This is a genomic window from Vibrio sp. QJM3NY_27 (assembly GCF_057785955.1).
In genome coordinates this window covers 2698361-2716136 of record NZ_CM173511.1, presented here as the reverse complement: position 1 = coordinate 2716136, position 17776 = coordinate 2698361, and the positions used below count along the sequence as shown (strand labels likewise).

Here is a 17776-nt window from a genome sequence, read left to right as displayed (position 1 = left end):
CAACTCTTTGGAAGGTAAACTCCATGACTACGAACCCTAAACCGGCGTATCAACGTATTCTGTTAAAACTTAGCGGCGAAGCACTACAAGGCGAAGAAGGTTTTGGTATTGACGCGACGGTCCTTGATCGTATGGCTCAAGAAGTAAAAGAATTGGTTGAACTAGGTGTTCAAGTAGGCGTTGTTATCGGTGGCGGTAACCTTTTCCGTGGTGCAGGCCTTGCTGAAGCAGGTATGAACCGCGTTGTTGGTGACCACATGGGTATGCTAGCAACGGTAATGAACGGCCTTGCAATGCGTGACGCTCTGCACCGTGCTTACGTAAATGCACGTGTAATGTCAGCTATCCCTCTTAAAGGTGTGTGTGACGACTACAACTGGGCAGATGCAATCAGCCAACTACGTCAAGGTCGTGTTGTGATCTTCTCAGCTGGTACTGGTAACCCATTCTTCACTACAGATTCTGCTGCGTGTCTACGTGGTATCGAAATTGAAGCTGACGTAGTTCTAAAAGCGACAAAGGTAGATGGCGTATTTACTGCTGACCCAGTAGCAAACCCAGACGCAGAGCTGTATGATACGTTGTCTTACAACACTATTCTTGAAAAAGAACTTAAAGTGATGGATTTGGCTGCATTTACGCTAGCACGTGATCACAAAATGCCAATCCGTGTATTTAACATGAATAAACCAGGCGCATTACGTCGCGTGGTTATGGGTGAAACTGAAGGTACATTAATCAGCGACGCTGACTAATTTTTCGGGCTTACTGAGGTGTTATGCTTTGGTAAGCTTATCCTTATCACTCCAAATAAAAAGCTTTCTTGAAGAAAGAACATAATCAAGGTGAAATTGTGATTAACGAAATCAAAAAAGACGCTCAAGAGCGTATGGATAAAAGTGTAGACGCACTTAAAAACAGCCTGCAAAAGATTCGTACAGGCCGTGCTCACCCAAGCCTACTGTCTGGTCTTACTGTAGAGTACTACGGTGCACCAACGCCTTTGGCTCAAGTTGCTAACGTTATTGCAGAAGATGCACGCACACTAGCAATTACAGTGTTTGATAAAACACTGACTCCTTTAGTTGAAAAAGCAATCCTGACATCTGACCTAGGTCTAAACCCTATGTCTGCTGGCACGGTTATTCGTGTACCACTTCCAGCGTTGACGGAAGAGCGTCGTAAAGACCTCGTTAAAATCGTTCGTGGTGAAGCTGAAGGTGGCCGTGTTGCTATCCGTAATATCCGTCGCGACGCGAATGGCGATCTAAAAGCACTTCTGAAAGACAAAGAAATCTCTGAAGATGAAGATCGTAGAGCACAAGACGAAATTCAAAAGCTAACTGATATTGCGGTTAAGAACGTAGATGAAGTTCTAGCAACTAAAGAAAAAGAGTTGATGGAAGTTTAATTTTCCATATTCTTTTCTTTCCGGAAAAACGCTGTACTCACGGTTCAGCGTTTTTTTATGCTACTCTGTTCGACTATTAGAATTTGATTCACTCTTTTATGCATAATTCTCAAGCGTTCACAGACTCTCTTCCTAAACACATTGCTATCATTATGGATGGTAATGGTCGCTGGGCAAAAGCTCAGGGCAAGCCTCGCGTCTTTGGTCATAAAAACGGTGTTCAAGCCGTTCGTAAAACCATCTCTTCATCTGCCAGACTTGGCATTAAGGCCGTTACACTTTTTGCGTTTAGTAGCGAGAACTGGCGTCGTCCTGAAGAAGAAGTCGGTATCTTGATGGAACTGTTTATTTCAGTGCTGTCGAGTGAAGTCAAAAAACTTCATAAAAATAATCTACAATTGCGTGTTATTGGTGATAAAAGTCGTTTCAATGATCGACTACAAAAGAAGATAGAAGAAGCAGAAGCTTTGACTAGCACCAATACGGGTATGGTTATTAATATTGCTGCTAACTATGGCGGCAAGTGGGATATCCAGCAGGCAATGACCTCAATTGCTCAACAGGTAAAGTCTGGCGATATTAATGTAGATGACATTGATGAAGCTATGATTACACAGCACCTGACTATGGCAGATATTCCTGAAGTTGACCTACTTATCCGCACCAGTGGCGAGTGCCGCATTAGTAACTTTATGCTTTGGCAATTGGCTTACGCCGAAATGTATTTCACTGAACAATTCTGGCCAGACTTTAATGAAGACAGCTTAGTAGAAGCTGTGACTTGGTTTGTAAACCGCGAGCGTCGTTTTGGATGCACTGGTGAGCAAATTAAAGCTCTGATGGACAGTTAATAAGGATTTTTTGGTTTGAAACAACGAATTATTACGGCGTTGATTTTAGCTCCCCTAGTTATTCTAGGTATTTTCGAGTTATCACTTCCCACGTTTATTCTTTCACTAGCAGTAATCTCGCTATTGGGCTTTTGGGAGTGGACTCAGTTTGTTGAAAGCAAATCGCGTTATTTAGCGCTGATTCCAACGGTTGTAGTCAGTGCTGCAAGTTTTGCTTTTATCCCTTTTGATGCATTTAGCCTTAATCATTTATCTAGCGCTCACTACACAATTCTAACGATTGGCTCTATTTGGTGGGTAATAGCAAGTGGTATGGCAGTGACTTATCCTAAGTCTATGCCCGCATGGAAAGATTCTTCTCTCCTTCGTCACGCATTTGGCGTGCTGACTCTGCTGCCATTTTTCTGGAGTGTGGTTATTCTGCGCGCTAACGGTATCGATGTTGATCCTTACCACGGTGCAAAATTGGTGATGTTTGTTTGTTTGCTCGTTTGGGCTGCTGACAGCGGTGCTTATTTTTCAGGAAAGAGTTTTGGTAAGCGTAAAATGGCACCGGCGGTAAGCCCTAATAAGACGATTGAAGGTCTTATTGGTGGCATTATTACAGCGGTGATCATAGCTTGGATTTTTGCTGACTTGTTTGATATCCAATTCACAAGTCCTTTTCACATGATTGTAATTACCCTTGTGACTGTCGTTATCTCTGTTCTTGGTGACCTTGTTGAAAGCATGTTTAAGCGTGTTTCCGGGGTGAAAGACAGCAGTAATCTGATTCCTGGTCATGGTGGTATACTTGATAGAATAGATAGCTTAACGGCTGCATTCCCTGTCTTTGCTCTGCTTTATTTAGCATTCTAATAATAAAGGGCAGTGATTCTGCCCTTTATTTCATTTCTACGGTCATATGTGATGCGAAATCTAACTATCCTTGGCGCTACCGGCTCAATTGGTGCAAGTACACTAAAAGTCGTTGAACAAAACCCAGATCTCTATTCGGTCGTGGCACTGGCTGCCGGGTCGAATGTCGAAAAGATGTTGGCGTTAGTTGAAAAGTGGCAACCAAGCTATATTGCTATGGCTTGCCCAGATGCTGCATCTCAGCTGACTGAAATGCTGTCCGCTAATTACCCTAACGTTACAGTACTTTCAGGCCCAGAAGGCATGTGTCAGGTTGCTTCTCTAGAGGAAGTGGACACGGTAATGGCTGCGATTGTGGGAGCAGCAGGCTTGCTTCCTACGATGGCTTCGGTTAAGGCTGGTAAGCGTATTTTGCTTGCTAATAAAGAAGCTTTAGTGATGTCAGGGCAGTTGTTTATAGACGCCGTGGAAAAGTACGGTGCTGAACTACTTCCTGTAGACAGTGAGCATAATGCTATCTTCCAATGCCTACCGCAAAATGTACAAACCCATCTAGGTCGTTGTAATCTGGAAGAGAACGGTATCAACCATATTCTCTTGACGGGTTCTGGTGGTCCTTTCCGCTATACGGATGTTGCTGAGTTAGAATCGGTAACACCGGCTCGCGCTATTGCACACCCTAACTGGTCTATGGGCCCTAAGATCTCTGTTGACTCTGCGACCATGATGAATAAAGGTCTTGAGTACATTGAAGCTAAGTGGCTATTTAATGCTTCTCAAGAACAGTTAAAAGTCATTATTCATCCTCAGTCTGTGATTCATTCAATGGTCCAGTACAAGGATGGCTCGGTACTTGCTCAAATGGGTGAACCCGATATGGCGACGCCAATCGCTTTGACGATGTCTTATCCTGAGCGTACAGAAGCTGGCGTTAAGCCTCTGGATTTCACCAAAGTGGGCGAGCTTACTTTTCTAGAACCCGATTTTAGCCGTTACCCATGTTTAAGATTAGCAATTGAAGCGTGTTACCTAGGGCAGCATGCAACAACAGCAATTAATGCTGCCAATGAAATTGCAGTCGATGCCTTTTTGAACAATCGGGTTAAGTTTACCGATATTGCTGTCATTAACGAGCATGTTATGAGCAAAGTATGTGAACAATATAGCTCTGAGGGCTTAGATAGCTTGGAAAGCCTTCTTGAGCTAGATACTATGTCTCGTCAAATAGCCATTCAATTTATTAAAGAGCAGCTAGCATGAGTGGAATTCTGTGGAACTTCGCATCTTTTATTGTAGCGCTTGGTATTCTGGTTGCTGTTCATGAGTTTGGACACTTCTGGGTTGCTCGTCGTTGTGGTGTGAAAGTAGAAAAATTCTCGATTGGTTTTGGTAAATCAATCTGGAGCAAGATCGGCCGTGATGGTACTGAATACAGCTTGTCAGTGATTCCGCTGGGCGGCTACGTTAAGATGCTCGATGGGCGTGTTGACGATCTTTCTGAAGAAGAGCAGCAATACGCTTTTGACAAGAAGCCATTGTGGAAACGCACGGCGATAGTCGGTGCAGGCCCAGCATTTAACTTTATCTTTGCGGTGTTTGCGTATTGGCTGGTATTTTTGATTGGCGTGCCTGCGGTTAAACCGGTGATCGGTGAGGTCACCCCGCAATCTATTGTTGCACAAGCCGGAATTGAAACTGGAATGGAACTTAAATCTATTTCAGGAATCAAAACCGCAGATTGGGAATCAGTCAATATGGGTTTGATATCACATATTGGTGACCAATCCATGACAGTAACGGTTTCTTCTCAAGACGATATTGGCTTTGAGCAACAGATGACATTGGATATTTCAGACTGGTCTTTCGACCCAGAAACTGAGTCTGCAATGACAACGCTTGGTTTTAGACCGTACTCTCCAGAGATATCAACAGTGCTTGCTCAAGTTATTGATGATGGCGCTGCATACTCTGCGGGGCTAGAAGCTGGTGACAAAATTGTTGAAATTAATGGGCAGCCAATTGAACAGTGGCAGTCGGTTGTTGAGTTGATTCGCTTGAACCCGATGAAATCCATGAACCTTATTGTACTGCGTAATGGTTTTGAACAGTCGTTGTCTATGACGCCAAAAAGTCGAGAGCTTTCTGATGGTTCAATAATCGGCTATGCGGGTATTGCTCCAGAAGTCGCAGAATGGCCAGAAGATTATCGCTTTGAGTTACAATTTGGTGTAATTGAGTCTGTAGGAAAAGCATTTGATAAAACAGGTCAAATCATTGGTTTGACGCTGACAATGCTCAAGAAGCTCATCGTTGGCGATGTCGGCTTAAACAACTTGAGTGGCCCGATTTCAATTGCTAAAGGCGCAGGTACAACCGCCGATTACGGTTTGGTTTACTTCTTAGGCTTTTTGGCTCTGATTAGTGTCAATTTGGGTATTATTAATTTGGTTCCGCTGCCTATGCTTGATGGCGGACATTTGCTCTTTTTCGCTATTGAGGCCATTACTCGTAAACCTGTCCCTGAAAAAATTCAGGAAATGGGATACAGAGTGGGAGGTGCAATCCTCTTCTCTTTGATGGCTCTGGCAATATTTAATGATTTTACTCGTCTGTGAATGGTTTCTCACAGGCATTGGTAGTAGCAAGGAATAATTAGAATAAGTATGGCGATTAAGCAAATTCTGTTCGCAAGTCTATTGGCCACTAGTGTGGCTGCGAACGGAGCACAAAACTTTGTAGTTCAAGATATCAAGATCGAAGGTTTACAGCGTGTTGCACTTGGTGCAGCTCTACTGAAAATGCCAGTGCGTATTGGCGATGAAGTGGATGAAGGCGATGTATCTGAGATCATTCGTGCACTGTATGCTTCAGGTAACTTTGAGGATGTTAAGGTCCTTCGCGATGAAGGTGTTTTAGTTGTTCAAGTAAAAGAACGACCGACCATCGCAAGCATTTCATTTTCAGGGAACAAAGCGATCAAAGAAGAGCAGCTTCAACAGAACCTAGATGCATCTGGTGTTCGTGAAGGTGAAGCCCTTGACCGCACAACGCTGAGTAACATCGAGAAAGGCCTTGAAGATTTTTACTACAGTGTTGGTAAATACAACGCGACAGTAAAAGCGGTTGTGACACCTTTGCCACGTAACCGTTCTGACCTTAAGTTTGTATTTACTGAAGGCGTATCCGCTAAGATTCAGCAAATCAACTTTATTGGTAATGAAGTCTTCTCTGATGCTGAGCTACTGAGCCGTTTCAACCTGAATGTTGATGTTGCATGGTGGAATTTCCTTGCGGATGAAAAATACCAGAAGCAAGTATTAGCGGGTGATATCGAAGCGTTGAAATCGTACTACCTTGACCGGGGTTACCTTAAATTTAAGGTGGATTCTACACAAGTAGCGATCTCTCCAGATAAGAAAGGCGTTTACATCACGCTTGGTATTGATGAAGGCGAAGCCTACACCGTTAAAGATGTCGCGTTTCGCGGTGAGCTGATTGGCCGTGAGGCTGATTTTGAAGCATTAGTACCATTTGAAGACGGCGATACGTACAACGGCTCTTCTGTTACATCACTAGAAGAGGGCGTAAAGCGTATTCTTGGTGAGTCTGGTTATGCGTACCCACAAGTACGTACTATTCCTGAATTTGACGATGAGACCAAAGAAGTGTCATTGGTTATTAATGTAGAAGCGGGCAGCCGTATCTACGTTCGTGATATTCGATTTACAGGTAATAACTCGACCAAAGATGAAGTACTACGTCGTGAAATGCGTCAAATGGAAGGCAGCTGGCTTAACTCTAAGTCAATTGACACCGGTAAGAGCCGCCTTAACCGTTTAGGTTTCTTTGAAACGGTTGATGTACAAACAGTGCGTGTTCCTGGCAGTGAAGACCAAGTTGACTTGGTTTACAACGTTAAGGAAGCGAACTCAGGCAGCATCAACTTTGGTGTTGGTTACGGTACCGAATCAGGTGTCAGCTTCCAAGTCGGTTTGCAACAAGATAACTTTGCGGGTTCAGGTAACCGTGTTGGCGTAAGTGCCATGATGAACGATTACCAAAAGAACGTGAGCTTAGACTACCGAGACCCATACTGGAACCTTGATGGTGTGAGCTTAGGCGGTAAGATCTTCTATAACGAATTCGAAGCCTCTGAAGCGGGTATTGTCGACTATACCAACCAAAGTTACGGCACCAGCCTGACATGGGGCTTCCCTATGGATGAACTGAACCGTATCGAATTTGGTGTTGGCTATACGCACAACAAGATCGGTAACGTTCCGACTTATATCCAAGTGGAACAGTTCGCGAGAAGTATTGACCAATATGGTGACGAAAACATCTTAACCGATGACTTCGATATCAATATCTCTTGGACTCGTAACAACCTTAACCGCGGTTTCTTCCCAACCGAGGGTAACCACCAACGTGCTTTCGCCAAAATGACTGTACCAGGCTCTGACGCTAAGTACTTCAAAGCTCAGTACGATGTAAAACATTACATCCCGCTGACCAAAAAGCATGAGTTCACACTTTTGATGCGTGGCCGATTAGGCTATGGTAATGGTTACGGTCAAACGGATGGTAATGATAACTTGTTCCCATTCTACGAGAACTACTACGCAGGTGGCTTTACAACGTTGCGTGGCTTTGGCTCTAACTCAGCGGGTCCAAAAGCCGTTTACGGGAGCAGTACGGGTAACAACCCTACGTACAGCTCTGCAACCGATGATTCGGTTGGTGGTAATGCGGTTGCCTTGGCAAGTTTAGAGTTAATTGTACCTACGCCGTTTGCTTCTGATGAAGCACGTAGCCAGATTCGAACCAGTGTATTCTTCGACATGGCAAGTGTATGGGATACCGAGTTCGTAGACCGTGGTGCACCTAACAGTGGCAGCCAGTATTACTACGATTACTCTGATCCAACAAATTACCGTTCATCTTATGGTGCAGCCCTTCAATGGATGTCGCCGATGGGCCCATTGGTTTTCTCTCTAGCGAAACCCGTTAAAATTTACGAAGGTGATGATGAGGAATTCTTCACATTTACCATTGGTAGAACTTTCTAATATTTAAAGGACAATATTTTGAAAAATATGATTAAAGCAGCAGGTTTAGGCCTTGTAGTTCTTAGCTCTTCTTTCTTTGCAACAGCTGCTGAAGCTGCGCAAAAAGTGGGTTATGTAAACACTGCACAAGTATTCCAGGCTCTACCTCAGCGCGAAGTTGTTCTTCAAAAAATGCAGGAAGAGTTCAAAGATAAAGCTGCTGAGCTGCAGAGCATTCAAGCAGAAGCAAAAACTAAGATTGAAAAGCTTAAGCGTGATGGTGAACTACTAGGTCCTGACGAAGTTGAGAAGCTTCGTATCGAAGTCGGTCAACTAGATAGTAAGTACAAAATCAAAGCTCAAGCACTAGAAAAAGCAAGCCAACGTCGTGAAGCACAAGAGAAGCAGAAGCTATTCAAAGTGATTCAAGATGCTGTAACTAAAGTTGCAGAGAAAGAAGGCTACGACATGATTGTTGATATTCAAGCTCTGCAGTACGGCAAGCCGGAATACAACATTTCTGAGCAAGTAATTAAATCACTGAAATAAGTTTATGAAGAACCTGACTTTAGCCGAATTGGCAACGATTACCGGGGGAGAGCTACACGGAGACGGTACGGTTACCGTTTCAGCAGTTGCTCCTATGGATAAAGCGCAAGAAGGAAACATTACGTTCCTTTCGAACGTGAAGTACAGCAAGCACCTTGGTGACTGTAAAGCATCCGCTATTATGGTTAAAGAGAGTGAGCGCGAACTGTGTAAGACCAACGTGATTGTGGTCAGCGACCCTTACGTTGCTTTTGCTAAAGTTGCTCAAGCGCTTGATACTACTCCTGCACCCGCAGCGGCTATCGCTGATTCTGCTTCAATTTCAAGCGATGCAACCATTGGACAAAATGTGTCTATCGGTGCGAACGCTGTGATTGAGTCTGGTGTGGTACTTGGTGATGATGTGATCATCGGAGCTGGTTGTTTTATCGGTAAAAATGCAAATATTGGCACAGGCACTAAGCTATGGGCTAATGTAAGTGTTTACCATGAAGTCGTGATTGGTGACGCGTGTTTGATTCAATCAAGCACTGTCATTGGCTCTGATGGCTTTGGTTATGCGAACGAGAAAGGTGAGTGGGTTAAGATTCCACAAGTCGGTTCAGTTCGCATTGGTAACCGTGTAGAAATTGGCGCGTGTACAACCATCGACCGTGGCGCATTAGATGACACAATCATTGAAGATAACGTTATCTTAGATAACCAGCTTCAAATTGCTCACAATGTTCACATCGGATATGGTTCTGCTATTGCCGGTGGTACTATTATCGCAGGCAGCACGACGATAGGTAAGTACTGTATTATTGGTGGCGGTTGTGTGATTAATGGTCATATTGAAATCGTTGGCGGCGTTACAATCACCGGTATGGGGATGGTAATGCGCAGTATCACTGAGAAAGGTATGTACTCTTCGGGTATTCCTTTACAGCCAAACAAAGATTGGCGTAAAACAGCAACGCGTGTACATCGTATTGATGAAATGAACAAGCGTTTGAAAACCGTTGAAAAACTTATCGAGAAGAGCGCGGAAGCATAATTCCAGCATTTCTAATAAAAGGCTCGCGTACAGCGAGTCTTTTTCGTTTATAATCCTTCTAATTAAATAAAGAATATACATAGGAATACGACTTTGACTACTGAACAGACAACGATGAACATTACTGAAATTCAGGAACTATTACCTCATCGCTACCCATTCTTAATGGTTGATCGTGTGACTAGCTTTGAAAAAGAAAAAACACTGACTGCGATTAAGAATGTCTCTGTTAACGAACCTCAGTTCACAGGCCACTTCCCTCAACTTCCTGTATTCCCAGGCGTGTTGATCTTAGAAGCAATGGCGCAAGCAACTGGTCTTCTAGCATTTAAATCATTTGGTGCCCCTTCTGGTAACGAGCTTTACTACTTTGCAAGTGTAGATAAAGCTAAATTCCGCAAGCCTGTAGTGCCAGGTGACCAACTGATTATCGAAGTTGAATTCTTAAAAGAGCGTCGTGGTATTGCATCGTTTAACGGCGTTGCTAAAGTTGACGGCGTAGTTGTATGTTCAGCTGAACTTAAATGTGCTCGTAGAGAGTTTTAATATGATTCATGAAACAGCGAAAATTCACCCGGCAGCAGTAATCGAAGGTGATGTAACTATCGGTGCTAACGTGACGGTTGGGCCTTTCACTTACATTGCTGGTAACGTGACAATTGGTGACGACACTGAAGTGATGTCGCATGTGGTGATCAAAGGTCACACAACCATTGGTAAAGAAAACCGCATCTTCCCACACGCTGTTATCGGTGAAGAGAACCAAGATAAGAAGTACGGTGGCGAAGAGACAACAGTTGTGATCGGTGATCGCAACGTGATTCGTGAGGCGGTTCAAATCCACCGTGGTACAACTCAAGACAAAGCAACCACAGTGATCGGTGATGACAACTTACTTTGTGTTAATGCTCACGTAGCACACGATGTTATTGTTGGTAACCATACTCACATTGGTAACAACGCTATTCTTGGCGGTCACGTAACAGTGGGTGACTACGCTGGTGTAATGGCGCTATCTGCGATTCACCCGTTCTGTTCAATAGGTGCTTACGCCTACATTGGCGGCTGTTCTGCTGTTGTTCAAGATGTACTGCCGTACGTGCTTGCACAGGGTAACCATGCGGCTCCATTTGGCCTTAACTTAGTGGGCCTGAAGCGTAACGGATTTGAGAAACCAGAAATTCGTGCACTACAGAAAGCGTACAAAGAGTTATACCGTTCAGGTAAAACACTTGAAGAAGCGAAAGCGGCTTTAGTTGAAATGGCAAAAGAGTTTACTTCGGTTACTCCTATGCTAGAAATGCTAGAGAACTCTGAGCGCGGTATTATTCGTTAATACTTGATATGATTGTTTACCAATCAGCTCAAGTACGACAATAATGACTTAATCAGATTGGTATAACAAAAAGATCGCTACTCATTGGGCGGTCTTTTTTGTTTTAGGCAAGAAGGGAATTGGAAAACTATGGCACAGCAAGAAGCAGCAACCAATAGCTCGGACTTTGTTTCGAATGAACCTCTACGCGTAGGTATCGTCGTCGGAGAACTCTCGGGTGACACGCTTGGCGAGGGTTTTATTAAAGCGGTCAAATCACAATATCCGAATGCTGAATTCGTCGGTATTGGCGGACCAAAAATGAAAGCGCTTGGTTGTGAGTCTCTTTTCGAAATGGAAGAGCTTGCCGTGATGGGCTTGGTTGAAGTACTGGGACGTTTGCCTCGCTTACTTAAAGTGAAAGCGGAACTGGTTAAGTATTTCACTCAAAACCCGCCAGATGTCTTCGTTGGTATTGATGCGCCAGACTTCAACCTAAGACTTGAATTGGATCTTAAGAACGCGGGTATTAAGACCGTTCATTACGTGAGCCCTTCAGTATGGGCATGGCGTCCAAAGCGTATCTTTAAAATCGACAAAGCAACCGACTTGGTACTGGCTTTCTTGCCGTTCGAAAAGGCATTCTACGATAAATATAATGTTGCTTGTGAATTTGTTGGCCATACATTGGCAGACACCATTCCACTAGAACCGAATAAAAAAGAAGCTCGCGAGCTTTTAGGTTTAGATCAAGATAAGCCTTGGTTAGCCGTATTACCGGGCAGTCGCGGTGGTGAGATGAGTTTGATTGCTCAACCCTTTATTGAAACTTGCCAGCGTATTAAGCAAAAATACCCTGATATCAATTTTGTTGTTGCGCTCGTTAATGAGCAGCGTAAAAAGCAGTTCACTGAAATTTGGCAATCGACGGCACCTGAACTTGAATTTACGTTGGTAGAAGATACCGCCACCAACGTGATTACCGCTGCTGATTCTGTTCTGTTAGCTTCGGGTACTGTTGCTCTCGAATGCATGTTGCTGAAACGCCCGATGGTCGTTGGCTACAAAGTCAACAAGCTCACTGGCTATATCGTTAAGAAATTGTCGATCACAGAATTTGTCTCGTTACCGAATATCCTAGCGGGTGAAGAAATCGTAAAAGAGCACATTCTTGAAGAGTGTCACCCAGACTTCTTGTTTCCGTCTGTCGATAAGATGCTATCCGCTGATAACAGCGCATTAATCGAACGCTTTACCGAGATGCATCATTGGATTCGTAAAGACGCGGATAAACAAGCCGCTAATGCGGTATTGAAATTGATAGATCGACCATGTGTTGAGTCATAAAGTGCTTGTTTACAGAACATTAAGAGAAGAATTATGGCAGTAAAAGAGAAAAAAGAGCTTCCTCCTTTTGAGTATCCTCAAGGCTACCAGTTATTTGCTGGTGTTGATGAAGTAGGGCGCGGGCCGTTAGTTGGCGATGTTGTTACTGCTGCGGTTATCCTCGATCCTAATAATCCAATCGAAGGTTTGAACGACTCAAAGAAACTGTCTGAGAAGAAGCGTCTGGCTCTATTTCCTGAAATCAAAGAGAAAGCCTTGGCTTGGTCTGTTGGCCATTGTTCCCCGCAAGAAATTGATGAGTGGAATATTCTGCAAGCGACCATGGTTGCTATGCAGCGAGCGGTCGCAGGGCTAAGCGTTCAACCTGATATGGCACTAATCGATGGAAACCGCGTTCCTGAACTGCCGATGGATGGTCTTGCGATTGTAAAAGGGGACTTGCGAGTTGCTGAAATCAGTGCGGCATCTATCATCGCTAAAGTCGTTCGTGACCAAGAGATGGAAGAACTTGATAAACTTCATCCAGAGTTTGGTTTTGCTAAACATAAAGGTTATCCGACCAAAGCGCATTTCGAAGCGATTGAAAAACACGGTGTAACCGAGCATTACCGCAAAAGCTTTAAGCCAGTAAAGCGCATTTTAGGTCTCGACTAAAACTCGTCGGCTAAGGCTGTATATTGATTAGGGCTTAGTATTGGTTAGAGCTTTATATTGATTAGAGCTTTATATTGCTTAGACTCATGTTGACCGGAGCAAGGCATCGAATAAAGTTGCTTATTTGCGGTAGAAAAAAATAGAATACACACAGTTGTAATCCTAGGCCTAAACCTAGAACTCAGGAAAAATAATGTCAGATCCAAAATTTGTTCACCTACGCGTACACAGTGATTTTTCGATGGTGGATGGCCTCTCTAAGGTGCCACCATTAGTTAAGAAAGTCGCTGAAATGGGTATGCCCGCTCTAGCATTGACCGACTTTACTAACCTATGTGGCTTGGTGAAATTTTACGGTACTGCCCATGGGTGTGGGGTTAAGCCAATTATTGGTGCTGACTTCTTGATGCAGTCTCCGGATTTTGGCGATGAATTAACCAAACTCACTGTTATTGCAACGAATAATAAAGGTTATAACAACCTAACATTATTGATTTCAAAAGCTTACCTTCGTGGTCATGTTCAACATCAGCCAGTTATTGATAAAGAGTGGCTGATTGAACATGCCGAAGGCCTGATTCTTCTATCGGGAGCAAAAGAGGGTGAGATTGGTAAGGCGCTGCTGAAAGGCAATCGAGAGTTGGTTGCAAGCAGCGTTGAGTTTTACAAAACACATTTCGCAGACCGTTTTTATCTGGAGCTCATTCGTACTGGGCGCCCGGACGAAGAGTCTTATCTGCACTTTGCACTAGAGCTTGCTGAACAAGAAGACCTGCCTGTTGTCGCGACCAACGAAGTGGTTTTCATATCTGAAGACTTGTTTGACGCCCATGAAATTCGTGTGGCGATTCACGACGGTTTTACAATGGTTGATCCACGTCGACCTAAAAACTACAGCTCACAACAATACTTGCGTAGTGAAGAAGAGATGTGTGAGTTGTTCTCAGACATCCCTGAAGCACTGGAAAACAGTGTCGAGATTGCTAAGCGTTGTAACGTAACTGTTCGACTGGGCGAATACTTCTTACCTAACTTCCCAACGGAAGGTTTGGCGATTGAAGACTTCTTGATTAAAAAATCAGAAGAAGGCCTTGAGCGTCGTTTAGCGTTTCTATTCCCTGATGAGAAAGTTCGAGCTGAACGCAGACCTGAATACGATGAGCGACTTAAGATTGAACTTGAAGTTGTCAACAATATGGGGTTCCCGGGTTACTTCTTGATCGTAATGGAGTTCATCCAGTGGTCAAAAGATAACGACGTACCAGTAGGCCCAGGTCGTGGTTCTGGTGCCGGTTCTTTGGTGGCTTACGCATTGGATATCACCGATCTTGATCCACTTGAATATGACTTGCTGTTCGAACGTTTCTTGAATCCAGAACGTGTATCTATGCCCGATTTCGATATCGACTTCTGCATGGACAAACGCGACCAAGTTATTGATCACGTAGCCGAGATGTACGGTCGTGATGCCGTTTCTCAGATCATCACCTTTGGTACTATGGCGGCAAAAGCGGTAATTCGTGACGTTGGTCGAGTATTGGGCCACCCGTTTGGTTTCGTTGACCGTATTTCTAAGCTGGTTCCGCCTGATCCGGGCATGACGCTAGAGAAGGCCTTCCTTGCTGAGCCTGCATTGCCAGAACTCTACGACGGTGATGAAGAAGTACGCGAACTGATTGATAAGTGTCGTATTCTTGAGGGGTGTACGCGAAATGCCGGTAAGCACGCGGGTGGTGTTGTTATCTCACCCACCACGATCACTGACTTTGCACCCATCTATGCCGATGCAGAAGGTAACTTCCCAGTAACGCAATTCGATAAGAATGACGTTGAAACCGCCGGTTTGGTTAAATTCGACTTCTTGGGTCTACGTACCCTGACTATCATCGATTGGGCGTTAGGCCTCGTAAACCCACGCTTGAAGAAAGAGGGTAAAGAGCCGGTTCGTATTGAATCTATTCCTCTAGATGACCAAGCGTCATTTAACCTGTTACAAAATTCTGAAACGACGGCGGTATTCCAACTGGAATCACGCGGTATGAAAGATCTGATCAAGCGTCTACAACCCGACTCTTTTGAAGATATCATCGCATTGGTAGCTTTGTTCCGTCCGGGCCCTCTGCAATCAGGCATGGTAGATAACTTTATCGACCGTAAACACGGCCGAGAAGCTGTATCTTACCCTGATGAAACGTGGCAACACGAATCACTTAAAGAGACACTTGAGCCTACGTACGGCATCATCCTGTATCAAGAACAGGTAATGCAAATCGCACAGATCCTTGCGGGCTATACGCTTGGCGGAGCGGATATGTTGCGTCGTGCAATGGGTAAGAAAAAGCCTGAAGAGATGGCAAAACAGCGCGGTACCTTTAAAGAAGGTGCTGAAGCCAATGGTGTTGATGGCGAACTGTCCATGAAGATCTTTGACTTGGTAGAGAAGTTTGCGGGCTACGGCTTTAACAAATCTCACTCGGCTGCATACGCACTGGTTTCTTATCAAACGCTATGGCTTAAAACGCATTACCCTGCAGAATTCATGGCGGCAGTAATGACCGCGGATATGGATAACACCGAGAAGGTTATTGGCCTTGTTGATGAATGTTTCCGTATGAAGCTCAAGCTTCTTCCACCCGATATTAATTCCGGTTTATACCGTTTTAATGTGGATGAAGATGGTGCGATTGTTTATGGCATCGGTGCGATTAAAGGGGTGGGTGAAGGCCCAATTGAAGCCATTATTGAAGCGCGTAACAAAGGAGGTTACTTTAAAGACTTGTTCGACTTCTGTGCACGACTTGATCTGAAAAAAGTGAACAAGCGTGTTATTGAAAAGTTGATTCTGTCGGGCGCCTTAGATAGATTAGGTCCTCACCGAGCGGCGATGATGGCATCATTGAAAGATGCGGTGAAGGCTGCGAGCCAACATCACCATGCCGAGTCGTTTGGTCAATCGGATATGTTCGGTGTGTTAACCGATGCTCCGGAAGAGGTTGAACACAAGTATACCCAAGTAGCTAAATGGCCTGAAAAAGTTTGGCTTGAAGGTGAACGTGAAACGCTGGGCTTGTATTTAACAGGTCACCCGGTTAATGCTTACATTAAAGAGTTAGCCAAATACACTAGCTGTCGTTTGAAAGACGCTACGCCAACTCGTCGTGATCAGTCTTTAACGATTGCAGGTTTGGTGATCGCAGCTAGGGTAATGACCACGAAGCGTGGAACTCGAATTGGTTTGATGACTCTCGACGATCGATCGGGACGAATGGAAGTGATGTTGTTCTCTGATGCGCTCGATCGCTACGCTGAATTGCTTGAAAAAGACAAAATTGTGGTCGTTTCTGGACAGGTCAGCTTTGATGATTTCAATGGTGGGCTTAAAATGTCCGCGCGCGAGGTCATGGACTTAGGAAGCGCCCGTGAGAAATATGCTCGTGGGGTGTCGATATCTATCGACCAATCCCAAATTAATGGTCAATTTTTTGAACGCTTTAGTCAAATCTTAGAACCTTATAGAGCCGGAACGGTCCCAGTCAATGTATACTACCAGCGTGCCGACGCTAGAGCGCGGTTAACATTGGGCACAGAATGGCGTGTGACGCCAAGTGATACATTACTAGACGAATTAAAACAGCTGCTTGGAAATAGCCAAGTAGAACTCGAATTTAACTAAAATTTAGCTCCATGAATGCGGAGCTGAATCAACAAGGATTCATAGATGAGCCTGAACTTTCTAGAATTTGAAAAGCCTATCGCTGAACTTGAAGCAAAAATCGAAGCGCTACGTGACGTTTCACGTCACGGTGGTGACACAGCGGTAGATCTAGACAAAGAAATTGAACAACTAGAGAAAAAAAGCTTAGAGCTTAAACAGAAAATCTTTAGTGACCTAGGTGCATGGCAAGTAGCTCAACTTGCTCGTCACCCGCAACGTCCGTACACCAAAGATTACCTGGAGCATGCCTTCACAGAATTTGAAGAGATGGCGGGCGATCGCGCTTTCGCTGACGACAAAGCAATTGTGGGTGGTATGGCTCGTCTAAATGGTCGTCCTGTTATGGTTATTGGTCACCAGAAAGGTCGTGAGACTAAAGAAAAAGTGATTCGTAACTTTGGTATGCCAAAGCCAGAAGGTTACCGTAAGGCACTTCGCCTAATGGAAACAGCTGAGCGTTTCAACATGCCAATCATTACTTTCATCGACACAGCGGGTGCATACCCAGGTGTTGGTGCTGAAGAACGTGGTCAATCTGAAGCTATCGCAAAGAACCTTAAAGTTATGGCTGGCCTATCTGTGCCAGTTATCTGTAACGTTGTTGGTGAAGGCGGTTCAGGTGGTGCACTGGCGATTGGTGTTGGTGACTACGTGAACATGCTTCAGTACTCTACGTACTCAGTAATCTCTCCAGAAGGTTGTGCTTCAATCTTGTGGCGTGATTCAGATAAAGCACCACAAGCTGCTGAAGCGATGGGCCTAGTTGCTCCTCGTCTGAAAGATCTTGAGCTTATCGACGAAATCATTCCTGAGCCTCTAGGTGGCGCGCACCGCGATCCAGTACAAACGGCTCAGAACATGAAAGACATGCTAGTTAAACAGCTAGAAGAGCTAGAGCAGTTTGATAACGAAGCACTACTTGAGCGTCGTTACCAACGCCTAATGAGCTACGGTTACTGCTGATAAGCGTGCCTTGAAATGAGGCAGCTTCA

At 44.5% G+C, this 17776-nt stretch carries 15 protein-coding genes; all 15 read left to right on the top strand.

What is annotated here, in order from left to right; all coding sequences use genetic code 11:
- Positions 1-23 precede the first annotated feature (23 nt).
- The 15 genes from pyrH to accA all read left to right on the top strand — a co-directional run bounded on the left by pyrH (position 24) and on the right by accA (position 17747).
- Positions 24-755, top strand: coding sequence for a UMP kinase (pyrH, locus tag AC3CIA_RS12055; protein WP_017072669.1), 732 nt, complete (start codon positions 24-26; stop codon positions 753-755).
- Between the two features lie 98 nt (positions 756-853).
- Positions 854-1411 (top strand): ribosome recycling factor, encoded by a 558-nt coding sequence (frr, locus tag AC3CIA_RS12050; protein ID WP_004734349.1) that lies wholly within the window; start codon positions 854-856, stop codon positions 1409-1411.
- A gap of 98 nt (positions 1412-1509) precedes the next feature.
- Positions 1510-2262, top strand: coding sequence for an undecaprenyl pyrophosphate synthase (gene uppS / locus AC3CIA_RS12045; RefSeq protein ID WP_029222668.1), 753 nt, complete (start codon positions 1510-1512; stop codon positions 2260-2262).
- Positions 2263-2277: 15 nt separating this feature from the next.
- The gene (locus AC3CIA_RS12040) at positions 2278-3120 is read left to right on the top strand and encodes a phosphatidate cytidylyltransferase (RefSeq protein ID WP_488518164.1); all 843 of its coding nucleotides are present in this window, start codon (positions 2278-2280) and stop codon (positions 3118-3120) included.
- Between the two features lie 51 nt (positions 3121-3171).
- Positions 3172-4380: a 1-deoxy-D-xylulose-5-phosphate reductoisomerase gene (gene ispC, locus AC3CIA_RS12035; protein WP_488518163.1), complete on the top strand. Its 1209-nt coding sequence runs from the start codon at positions 3172-3174 to the stop codon at positions 4378-4380.
- Positions 4377-5735 (top strand): sigma E protease regulator RseP, encoded by a 1359-nt coding sequence (gene rseP / locus AC3CIA_RS12030; protein WP_488518162.1) that lies wholly within the window; start codon positions 4377-4379, stop codon positions 5733-5735. Before ispC ends, rseP begins: the two co-directional genes overlap by 4 nt.
- 48 nt (positions 5736-5783) lie before the next feature.
- Positions 5784-8189: an outer membrane protein assembly factor BamA gene (bamA, locus tag AC3CIA_RS12025; protein WP_004734344.1), complete on the top strand. Its 2406-nt coding sequence runs from the start codon at positions 5784-5786 to the stop codon at positions 8187-8189.
- 27 nt (positions 8190-8216) lie between these two features.
- Entirely contained in the window at positions 8217-8717 is a 501-nt protein-coding gene (locus tag AC3CIA_RS12020; RefSeq protein ID WP_004734343.1) for an OmpH family outer membrane protein, read from the top strand.
- A 4-nt stretch (positions 8718-8721) separates the two neighbouring features.
- Positions 8722-9753 carry a UDP-3-O-(3-hydroxymyristoyl)glucosamine N-acyltransferase gene (gene lpxD / locus AC3CIA_RS12015; protein ID WP_114633898.1) on the top strand — a complete coding sequence of 344 codons (1032 nt, stop codon included), beginning with the start codon at positions 8722-8724 and terminating at the stop codon, positions 9751-9753.
- A 93-nt stretch (positions 9754-9846) separates the two neighbouring features.
- Positions 9847-10299: a 3-hydroxyacyl-ACP dehydratase FabZ gene (gene fabZ / locus AC3CIA_RS12010; protein ID WP_004734341.1), complete on the top strand. Its 453-nt coding sequence runs from the start codon at positions 9847-9849 to the stop codon at positions 10297-10299.
- A gap of 1 nt (position 10300) precedes the next feature.
- Positions 10301-11089, top strand: a complete 789-nt coding sequence (gene lpxA, locus AC3CIA_RS12005; protein WP_004734340.1) for an acyl-ACP--UDP-N-acetylglucosamine O-acyltransferase — start codon at positions 10301-10303, stop codon at positions 11087-11089.
- Positions 11090-11218: 129 nt separating this feature from the next.
- Positions 11219-12415 carry a lipid-A-disaccharide synthase gene (lpxB, locus tag AC3CIA_RS12000; RefSeq protein WP_004734339.1) on the top strand — a complete coding sequence of 399 codons (1197 nt, stop codon included), beginning with the start codon at positions 11219-11221 and terminating at the stop codon, positions 12413-12415.
- 33 nt (positions 12416-12448) lie between these two features.
- Positions 12449-13069 carry a ribonuclease HII gene (gene rnhB / locus AC3CIA_RS11995; protein ID WP_488518161.1) on the top strand — a complete coding sequence of 207 codons (621 nt, stop codon included), beginning with the start codon at positions 12449-12451 and terminating at the stop codon, positions 13067-13069.
- A 193-nt stretch (positions 13070-13262) separates the two neighbouring features.
- On the top strand, positions 13263-16742 hold the full coding sequence (gene dnaE, locus AC3CIA_RS11990; RefSeq protein WP_488518160.1) for a DNA polymerase III subunit alpha: 3480 nt from the start codon (positions 13263-13265) through the stop codon (positions 16740-16742).
- Between the two features lie 45 nt (positions 16743-16787).
- Positions 16788-17747 carry an acetyl-CoA carboxylase carboxyl transferase subunit alpha gene (gene accA / locus AC3CIA_RS11985; protein ID WP_004734336.1) on the top strand — a complete coding sequence of 320 codons (960 nt, stop codon included), beginning with the start codon at positions 16788-16790 and terminating at the stop codon, positions 17745-17747.
- The last annotated feature ends 29 nt before the right edge of the window (positions 17748-17776 follow it).

Bases quoted from the DNA above. Each gene is read 5' to 3' on its own strand.
- accA (WP_004734336.1), top strand. From the start codon at position 16,788: ATGAGCCTGAACTTTCTAGAATTTGAAAAGCCTATCGCTGAACTTGAA.
- pyrH (WP_017072669.1), top strand. From the start codon at position 24: ATGACTACGAACCCTAAACCGGCGTATCAACGTATTCTGTTAAAACTT.
- lpxA (WP_004734340.1), top strand. From the start codon at position 10,301: ATGATTCATGAAACAGCGAAAATTCACCCGGCAGCAGTAATCGAAGGT.
- lpxD (WP_114633898.1), top strand. From the start codon at position 8,722: ATGAAGAACCTGACTTTAGCCGAATTGGCAACGATTACCGGGGGAGAG.
- AC3CIA_RS12020 (WP_004734343.1), top strand. From the start codon at position 8,217: ATGATTAAAGCAGCAGGTTTAGGCCTTGTAGTTCTTAGCTCTTCTTTC.
- lpxB (WP_004734339.1), top strand. From the start codon at position 11,219: ATGGCACAGCAAGAAGCAGCAACCAATAGCTCGGACTTTGTTTCGAAT.
- rseP (WP_488518162.1), top strand. From the start codon at position 4,377: ATGAGTGGAATTCTGTGGAACTTCGCATCTTTTATTGTAGCGCTTGGT.
- ispC (WP_488518163.1), top strand. From the start codon at position 3,172: ATGCGAAATCTAACTATCCTTGGCGCTACCGGCTCAATTGGTGCAAGT.
- dnaE (WP_488518160.1), top strand. From the start codon at position 13,263: ATGTCAGATCCAAAATTTGTTCACCTACGCGTACACAGTGATTTTTCG.
- bamA (WP_004734344.1), top strand. From the start codon at position 5,784: ATGGCGATTAAGCAAATTCTGTTCGCAAGTCTATTGGCCACTAGTGTG.
- uppS (WP_029222668.1), top strand. From the start codon at position 1,510: ATGCATAATTCTCAAGCGTTCACAGACTCTCTTCCTAAACACATTGCT.
- rnhB (WP_488518161.1), top strand. From the start codon at position 12,449: ATGGCAGTAAAAGAGAAAAAAGAGCTTCCTCCTTTTGAGTATCCTCAA.